Raw genomic sequence first — 4232 nt, 5'->3', positions numbered from 1 at the left:
GGCGGGGACGGGGCGGCCATCGCGGCGCGGGCGGCGTCCGGGCCGCCGCGGCGCCACTCCTCGTGGAGGACGTTCAGGTCCCAGCAGCCGTCCGCGATGATCGACACGGCGCGGGCCCCGGCGCGGCGGAGGCGCCCCCGCGCGACCAGGAGCCAGCAGCCGAAGACCGTCGCGGCGCATCTGTCCTGCACGGACTCGAAGAACGTGAGGTCGACGGGGCCGGTCGCGTCGTCCAGCGTGGCGAAGATCACCCGCTGGCCGGACCTGACCGCCGGGGTCTGCGTGGCGACCTTGACGCCGGCGACCAGCACCTCGCTTCCGGCGGGACGTCCCGGCAGGTCGGCGGCGCGGACGACGCCGAGCCCGGCGAGCAGCCCGTCGTAGAAGGTGATGACGTGGCGGCTGACGTCCATGCCGAGGATGTCCAGTTCGGCCTCGACCACCTCGGCCGGGGTCATCAGGGGCAACTCGCCCGCGGGGATCTCCTCCTCCAGGCCGGGCAGCGGGCCGTCCTCGTGTCCCAGGGGCAGCTGGCCGTCCATGACGTGCGCGGGACGGGTGTTCACCCGTTCCAGGGCGCCCACCCGGCAGAGGAGGTCGCGGCGCGGGACGTCATGGACGGCGTCGAACCCGCCGGCCAGCACCAGCCGCTCGGTCGTCGGTCGGGACACGCGGGCACGCCGCCAGAAGTCGCCCAGCGACGCGTACGGCCGGGCCGTCACGATCTTGGTGACCTCGCCGTCGGAGATGCCCTTGACCTCGCTCAACGCCACCCGGATCCCGGCCGGGCCGCCTTCGGAGACGGGCTCGGCGTGCCAGCCGGCGGACGACCTGTTGACGTCCAGCGGCAGGATCGGGACGCCGAAGTGCCGCGCGTCGTCCAGGATGACGCGCTTGGGGTACAGGCCGGGGTCGTGGGTGAGGACGCCGGCGTAGAACGCGGCCGTGTGGTGCCGCTTCAGCCAGGCCGACTGGTAGGTGGGCAGCGCGAACGACGCGGCGTGCGCCTTGCAGAACCCGAACGCGCCGAACGCGGTCAGCATCCGCCAGACGCGCTCGACGGACGCCTCGTCGTAGCCGCGCGCCAGCGCCATCTTGCGGAACCACGCGCCCACCACGGCCTGGCCCCGCTCGTGGTTGAGGCTCCGCCGCGCGGCCTCGGCCCGGGAGAGGCCGCAGCCGGTCATCACGTCGATGACGCGGAGCACCTGCTCGTGAAAGACGATCACGCCGAGGCTCTCCCGCAGCACCGGTTCGAGGTCGGGATGCGGGTAGGCGGGCTCGCGGGTCCCGGCGCGGGCGTCCAGGAACGGCGTCACCATGTCGGAGTTGACCGGGCCCGGCCGGAACAGCGAGATGTCGAGGACGAGGTCGTCCAGGTCGCGGGGCTGGAGCCGGCCGATCAGCTCGCGCTGGCCGGGCGACTCGATCTGGAAGCAGCCGAGCGTCCGGGACGTGCGGACCAGCTCGTACGTCGCGGGGTCGTCGCGCGGGACGTCCTCCAGCGCGATCGCCTGGCCGGTGAGCCGGGCGACCTCCGCGACCGCGTGCGCCATCGCCGACTGCATCCGGACGCCGATGACGTCGAGCTTCAGCAGGCCCATCGCCTCGACGTCGTCCTTGTCGAACTGGCTCATCGGGAACCCCACGGCGGCCTGCTCGACGGGCGTCCGGTCGCGCAGGGACGGGTTCGACAGCAGGACGCCGCACGGGTGCATGGCGATGTGGCGGGGCAGGCCGTCCAGGCGCTCGGCGATCCGGAACATGACCTCCAGGCGCCCGCTGGCCAGGTTGCTCTGCCGCAGCTCGGGCAGGTCGTCCAGGGCCGCGCGGATCTGGCTGGCCCTGATCTGCGGGAACGCCTTCGCGATCGCGTCGATCTCCAGCGGCGGGAGCCCGATGGCGTTGCCGACGTCGCGGAGCGCGCTGCGCGCCCGGTAGGTCTCCATCATCGACACGCAGGCGGTGCTCTCGGCGCCGAACCGGTCGAACAGCGCCTCGTACGCCTCCAGGCGGCGGGCGGACTCGACGTCCAGGTCGATGTCGGGGAGGCCGTCGCGGCTGTCGGCGAGGAACCGCTCCATGACGAGGTCGTGCCGCAGCGGATCGAGGTCGCCGATGCCGAGCAGGTAGTTGACCAGGCTGCCCGCGCCGGAGCCGCGGATGGCGCAGCGGATGCCGCGCGACCTGATCAGCGCGGCGGCGTCCGCGACCGTGAGGAAGTAGGACGCCAGGCCCTTCCGGGCGATCACGCCGAGCTCGTCGTCGAGCCTGGCGGCGGCCTTCCGCGACCCTTCGAGGCGGCGGCGGGCGAGCCCGTCCGTGCAGCGGGCGACGAGGCGGGCGTACGGGTCGCCTTCGATGACCGGGAGATGGACGCCGTCCATGCCGAGGTCGCGGCCCGGGTCGAGGACGCAGCGTTCGGAGAGCCGCCGGGTGGCGGCGAGGAGCGCCTCCGCCTCGTCCGGGCCGCAGCTCAGCTCCGCGGCGCGGCGCAGCTCTGGGACGGACTTCAGGTAAGCGTGCCCGGTGCGGTCGTCGAGGTGCCGCCGGTCCAGCGGGACGAGGCGGCGCGTCACGTCCAGGACCTGCGCGACCGGATGGTCGGACGGCTCCAGATAGCGGACGGCGTTGCCCAGCACGGCGGGCGCCCCCGCCTCGCGGGCGAGCGCGAGCATCCGGGCCGCCCGGTGCCCATCGCCGCGATCATGGTGGTCGACGATCTCGATCGCGGTCTCGGCCGTCGCGCGCCATTGCGCCAGCCGCGCCGCCGCCACGTCCGGACGGCGGCCGGTGATCGCGCGCCCCACGTCGGACGCCGGGCCGAGCAGGACGACGAGGCCCTCCGCGTGCGCGCCGACCATCTGCCGCGTGACCACGGGGTTCCCGCGCTCCCCCGCCGCGTGCGCCGCCGTCACCAGCCGGCACAGCGACCGCCAGCCGGCCCGGCCCTCGGCGAGCACCACGATCCGTTCCTCGCCCGTGGACGCGACCCTGAGATCGGCGCCGACGACGGCACCGATCCCCGCGTCCGCACATGACCGAACGTGACGGACGGCGCCGTACAGCCCGTCGCGGTCGGTCAGCGCGAGCGTCTCCATGCCGAGGCCCGCCGCGCGCTCGGCCAGCGCCGCGGGCGGCGCGACGCCGTACCGCAGCGAATAGCACGAGGCGACGTGAATGTGCACGTCAGTCCCATACCCGGGAAAGCAGCCAGCTGTCGGCGGCCACGTCGTAACGCAGCTCGTAGACGCCGATCTCCCGGTCCGGGGTCGCCTCGACCCGCCAGAACTCCCGCTCCCCGGTGGCCTCGCGCTCGGGCTGCTGCTCCCGCCACCAGTCACGGGTCGTGACCCAGTGCTCCAGCACCCGCCGCACGGTGTAGAGCCGGCCACGCCAGACGAACCGGACAGGACGTCCATCGCTCACCCAGACGTCCACCGGGTCGCCGAAAACGCGTGTCATCTGCCTCCCCCTCGCGCTCACCGCACGGGGGAAGAGCATGCGGGAATTCGAACAAACGTTCGCGTCCGAGTCTAGGGAAGCCGCCCGCGCGGGAGCAAGGTGAGGAGGACCTCAGCCGGACTCCGTCAGCAGAGCCGGGCGAGGCGGTCGGCGACCGTCGCGGCCTCGGTGACCTCGGCCATGCCGCCGCCCGGCCACAGGTAGTACCAGCCGTCGCCGCACGGGGTCGCGACGACCATGATCTGGCGCCGCGTCCGCGTGCCGGACACGCTCAGCAAGGACTCCTCGGGACCGGCGAGCCTCCAGGAGAGTCCCCGGGCCTCGACTTCGTGCGCTAGCGCCGCGAGGTGGCGCCTGCGCACCTCGGCGATCTCCCGCCCACCGACTACTGACACATCAGCCTGCCTCAGCATGGTCCGAGGCGCCGGGCGATGACCTTCGGCGACCGTCCGGCGACAATTGGTGACCGGCCCTCAGCATGACCCGAATCCGCGGAGTGCGCAGGGGATTTCCGGAGAGTGGGACTGCCGATTCCCGATCGGCCGGGGATGGTCTGGAGGGAGCGCCGCGACGCGCCGAGCCGACATGCGCCAATCGCGCGAGGCCGTTTCGGACGTTGGAACCCCGTCGCCCGTGCGGAGGACCCGTCCGTGATAGAAGCCTCTGTGAGGACGGGCGTCCACCCGCCCGCGTACGCGCATAGAAGGAGCGAGCCGATGAGCGCCGTCCCCGCCGGCGACCCGTCAGGCCCCACAGACCCCGGCCCC

The 4232-nt window shown here is 73.5% G+C and carries 3 protein-coding genes; all 3 read right to left on the bottom strand.

Annotated elements, in window-relative coordinates; translation table 11 throughout:
* On the bottom strand, positions 1-3188 hold a 3188-nt coding region (locus E1287_RS42260; protein ID WP_131971608.1), incomplete at its 3' end, for a DNA polymerase III subunit alpha.
* A gap of 1 nt (position 3189) precedes the next feature.
* Positions 3190-3465, bottom strand: a complete 276-nt coding sequence (locus E1287_RS42255; RefSeq protein WP_131971606.1) for a DUF6504 family protein — start codon at positions 3463-3465, stop codon at positions 3190-3192.
* A gap of 125 nt (positions 3466-3590) precedes the next feature.
* Complete coding sequence (locus tag E1287_RS42250; protein WP_243719823.1) at positions 3591-3860, bottom strand: hypothetical protein; 270 nt, start codon at positions 3858-3860, stop codon at positions 3591-3593.
* Positions 3861-4232 lie beyond the last annotated feature (372 nt).

Origin of the sequence: Actinomadura sp. KC06, from assembly GCF_004348735.1 — a bacterium.
Taxonomy (GTDB): Bacteria; Actinomycetota; Actinomycetes; order Streptosporangiales; family Streptosporangiaceae; genus Spirillospora.
The sequence above is the reverse complement of the archived record's forward strand: the minus strand, read 5'-3'. Positions and strand labels throughout refer to the sequence as shown.